3 protein-coding genes and 1 pseudogene are annotated in these 4,194 nt (G+C 61.0%); 3 read left to right on the top strand and 1 reads right to left on the bottom strand.

All coding sequences use genetic code 11. The features are described from left to right. The coding region (locus FN835_RS20875) for an aldolase/citrate lyase/malate synthase family protein (protein ID WP_484217492.1) at window positions 1-1,130 on the bottom strand (1,130 nt) is incomplete at its 3' end. A 181-nt stretch (window positions 1,131-1,311) separates the two neighbouring features. On the opposite strand from FN835_RS20875, the gene FN835_RS20870 reads away from it, so the two are divergent. The 3 genes and pseudogenes from FN835_RS20870 to FN835_RS21735 all read left to right on the top strand — a co-directional run. Continuing rightward, entirely contained in the window at window positions 1,312-2,694 is a 1,383-nt protein-coding gene (locus FN835_RS20870) for an SLC13 family permease (RefSeq protein WP_142665153.1), read from the top strand. A 96-nt stretch (window positions 2,695-2,790) separates the two neighbouring features. Continuing rightward, window positions 2,791-3,978: a pyridoxal-phosphate-dependent aminotransferase family protein gene (locus tag FN835_RS20865; RefSeq protein ID WP_142665152.1), complete on the top strand. Its 1,188-nt coding sequence runs from the start codon at window positions 2,791-2,793 to the stop codon at window positions 3,976-3,978. A 60-nt stretch (window positions 3,979-4,038) separates the two neighbouring features. Beyond that, window positions 4,039-4,194, top strand: a pseudogene (locus tag FN835_RS21735) (threonine/serine dehydratase); the annotation flags it as partial.

Here is a 4,194-nt window from a genome sequence, read left to right as displayed (position 1 = left end):
GAGCCGGTGACCGAGTTTTTAGGCCCGGTTTTCGCCAGATCGCGCATCGAACACAGCGCGGTGACCATGGCGTCCAGCAGCCCCTCGAACACCTCGTTGCCGTCGCGGTCCAGAACGGCGGGCGTGGTCATCAGATGGCCCACATTGCGCACCAGCATCAGCGAGCGGCCCTTGACCGTCACGTCCGCGCCGTCCGGCCCGGTGAAGGTCACGTCGGGGTTCAGGCTGCGGGTGAAGGTCTTGCCGCCCTTTTCAACGCTTTCGGTCAACGAGCCGTCCATCAACCCCAGCCAGTTCGCATAGGCCAGCGCCTTGTCCTCGCCATCGACGCAGGCCACCGAATCCTCGCAGTCGATGATGGCCGACAGTGCCGATTCCAGCACGATGTCCGAAATGCCCGCCTTGTCCTGACCGCCGACCGGGGTGGACGCGTTCACCGTAATGCGGATCAGCAGGCCATTGTTTTTCAGGAAGATGTCGCTGGGCTTTGCGGCATCGCCGATATGACCCGCGAATTTGGCGCCGTCGCGCAGCGCCGGAACCAGCGCGCCGTCCTTGACCGACAGCCCGTCGATCCCCGCCCAGGACCCTTCGGCCAAAGGCGCGGCGCCGTCCAGAAAATCACGGCCCCAGGCAATGACGCGGGCGCCCCGCTGAGCGTCATAGCCCTTGCCCTGCGGCAGATCGCCCATGGCATCGGTGCCATAAAGCGCGTCATACAGGCTGCCCCACCGGGCATTGGCGGCGTTCAGCGCATAGCGGGCATTGGTGATCGGCACGACCAATTGGGGGCCTGCCACGCTGGCAAATTCGGGATCGGTCGCCGGGGTCTCAATCTGGAACGCATCGCCTTCGGGGACCAGATAGCCGATCTCGGTCAGGAAATCGCGGTATGCACCGGCATCCCAAGCCTTGCCGCGCTGGCCGATATGCCAAGCGTCGATGGCCAGTTGCAGTTCATCGCGCTTGTCCAGCAGGGCGCGGTTGCGGGGGCCGAATTCGTGCAGCAATTGCGACAGACCATCCCAGAAACGCTGGGGATCGACGCCGCTGCCGGGCAAGGCGCGGTCACTGATGAAATTCGCCAGCGTCTCATCGACCCTAAGTCCTGATTTCTGCGCGTAATTCATCTGAAAGTCCTTTCCGGCCCAGTCGGCGTGATGATGTGTTTTTCTAATCGGGTCTGCCGAAACGCTTGACGCGAAACGATCCCACCGCCTACGAATTGATTCATTATTCATTATTGAATGCAAAATGACAATGCGGAGGAGGATCGCATTTCATTGACATGCAGTGGAAGGGAGGCCGCTCATGACACATCATCTAATCGCAATATTCATGCTGGTCGCGATGTTCGTCGTTGCAACAGCTTTGCCGATCAATATCGGGGTTCTGGCCTTTGTCGGTGCGTTTATCGTCGGCACGATGCTGATGGGCGACACCGCGAAGGAAATCATCGCCGGCTTTCCCAGTGGCCTGTTCCTGACGCTGGCCGGCATCACCTGGCTATTTGCGCTGGCGCAAAACAACGGCACGATCGACTGGCTGGTCCGCAGCGCGGTTCGTGCGGTCAAGGGGCGTATCGGCCTGATCCCATGGATCATGTTCGGGATTGCCGCGATGCTGACTGCGATCGGCGCCGTCACACCCGGCGCTGTCGCCATCGTCGCGCCCATCGCGCTAAGCTTTGCATTCCGCTATCACATCTCGCCCCTTCTGATGGGGATGATGGTGGCGCAGGGCGCATCCGCCGGGGCGTTTTCGCCCATCGGCATCTTTGGTGGCATCACCAATGGCGTCGTGGCACGCGCTGGTCTGCCCCTGAACGAAATGGTGACATTCGCCGCAAGCTTTGTCGCCAACGCTGCCTGCGTGCTTCTGCTGTTCTTCGTGCTGGGCGGGCGCAAGCTAATGCAGGCCCGCGTCGACATGGACGAGAAGATCATCGTGCCGCATGTCGAGATCACGCGTCCGGCCACCGGCCCGCAAATCTTTGGCGACAGCGAGGCCGAGGCGATCAGCCCCCGGATCGGCCGTGAAGGCGGTGGCCATTCAAACAAGCTGGTTGCCGAGGTCGAGGAAGGCAATCACCGGGACGGCAACCCCTATCAGATCGTCACTGTCTTCGGTCTGGTCTTGCTTGCTGTCCTGGTTCTGGCGTTCAAGGCCGATATCGGCTTCGTCGCGCTTAGCATCGGTCTGGTCATCGCACTTGCGCAACCGAACGTGCAAAAGCGTGCCATGGCGCAAGTGGCATGGCCAGAGATAATGCTGATCACCGGCGTGGGCACCTATATCGCGGTGCTGGAAAAGATGGGCACCATCGATTTCATCGGCAATAGCGTTGCAACCATGGCATCGCCGATGCTGGCGGCCTTGCTGCTTTTCTACATTGGCGGCGTCGTATCGGCGTTTGCGTCGTCCACGGCCCTTCTGGGGGCATTGATCCCCTTAGCCGTTCCCTTCCTGCAGGCTGGCACAGGAGTTAGCCCGGTTGCATTCGTGGCAGGCATGGCGGTTGCATCGACCATTGTGGATGTCAGCCCCTTCTCGACCAGTGGTGCACTCGTGCTCGCCAACTCACAGGGCATCGATAAGCAGGTCTTCTATCGCCAACTGCTTGGCTATGGCGCGCTGGTCACGCTTATCGCGCCTGCTCTGCTTTGGGTGATTTTCATCGTGCTAGCCGGATGAAGCTTTGCGGTGCCGTGAACGCGGCACCGATCGCCCTTGACGCTTTAATCGTAATTATGCATTCATAATTACAGTTCGTTTTCGAGAGGACAAATCATGACCCATGTCGCCGGTCGTCACTTCCTGCAGATTCCCGGACCCAGCCCTGTGCCTGATCGCGTCTTGCGGGCCATGTCGGCTCAGGTCATCGATCACCGCGGCCCGGAATTCGCCGATCTTGGCCTGAAGTCGCTGAAATCCATCAAATCCATCTTCAAGACCGCGCAGGACGTGGTGATCTTCCCGTCCTCGGGGACGGGCGCCTGGGAAGCGGCACTGGTCAACGTGCTGTCCGAGGGCGACCGCGTCCTGATGTATGAAACCGGGCATTTCGCGTCGCTGTGGAAAAAGATGGCCGAAAAGCTGGGTATCCGCCCGGAATTCATCGTCGGAGACTGGCGGGCCGGCGCAGATGCCGATCAGATCGAACAGCATCTGCGCGCCGATACCGGGCACGAGATCAAGGCGGTCTGCGTCGTCCACAACGAAACCTCGACCGGGGCAGTTTCACCCATTGCGGATGTGCGCCGGGCCATCGACGCGGCCGGGCATCCGGCCCTGCTGATGGTGGACACGATTTCGGGCCTCGCCTCGGTCGATTTCCGTTTCGACGAATGGGGCGTGGATGTGGCGGTCTCGGGCTCGCAAAAGGGTCTGATGCTGCCGCCCGGCATCAGCTTCAACGCGGTCAGCGCCAAGGCGCTGGAGCTGTCGAAAACCAGTGGTATGCGTCGTTCCTATTGGGACTGGCAGGACATGGTCGGCATCAACACCAAGGGCTATTTCCCCTATACCCCGGCGACGAACATGCTTTACGGCCTGGTCGAAGCCATCGACATGCTGCACGAAGAGGGGCTGGACAACGTCTTTGCCCGCCACCAGCGCCATGCCGCCGCCACCCGCGCCGCCGTCCGTGCATGGAATCTTGAGGTGCTTTGCAACCGTCAGGGCCATGAAAGCGGCGTGCTGACCGCCGTGGTCATGCCGCAAGGGCACAGCGCCGACAATCTCCGCGCCGAGGCATTGAAGCATTACAATATCTCGTTGGGCAGTGGCCTGTCGAAAGTCGCCGACAAGATCTTCCGCATCGGTCATCTGGGCGACATCAACGATCTGACCCTGATCGGGGCGCTGTCGGGTGTGGAACTGGCACTTGGCAAGGCAGGCGTGCCTCATGCCACGGGTGGCGTCGGCGTGGCCATGAAATATCTGGCCGACACCCCCGCACCCGGTATTGCCGCCTGATCCCACGCGCGCGCCAAGAATTGGCGCGCGCCCATTCCCAACATGGAAAGGCTGACCGACATGCTCGATACGCCTCATATCCCGACGCTTTCTGACATGCTTGTGGCGCGGGAACGGATTGCGCCGCATGTGCATCGGACGCCGGTTCTGACCTCGCAATTCCTGAACGATCTGACCGGGGCCGAACTGTTCTTCAAATGCGAGAACCTGCAAAAG

It is taken from the genome of Paracoccus laeviglucosivorans (assembly GCF_900182695.1).
Taxonomy (GTDB): Bacteria; Pseudomonadota; Alphaproteobacteria; order Rhodobacterales; family Rhodobacteraceae; genus Paracoccus; species Paracoccus laeviglucosivorans.
The sequence above is the reverse complement of the archived record's forward strand: the minus strand, read 5'-3'. Positions and strand labels throughout refer to the sequence as shown.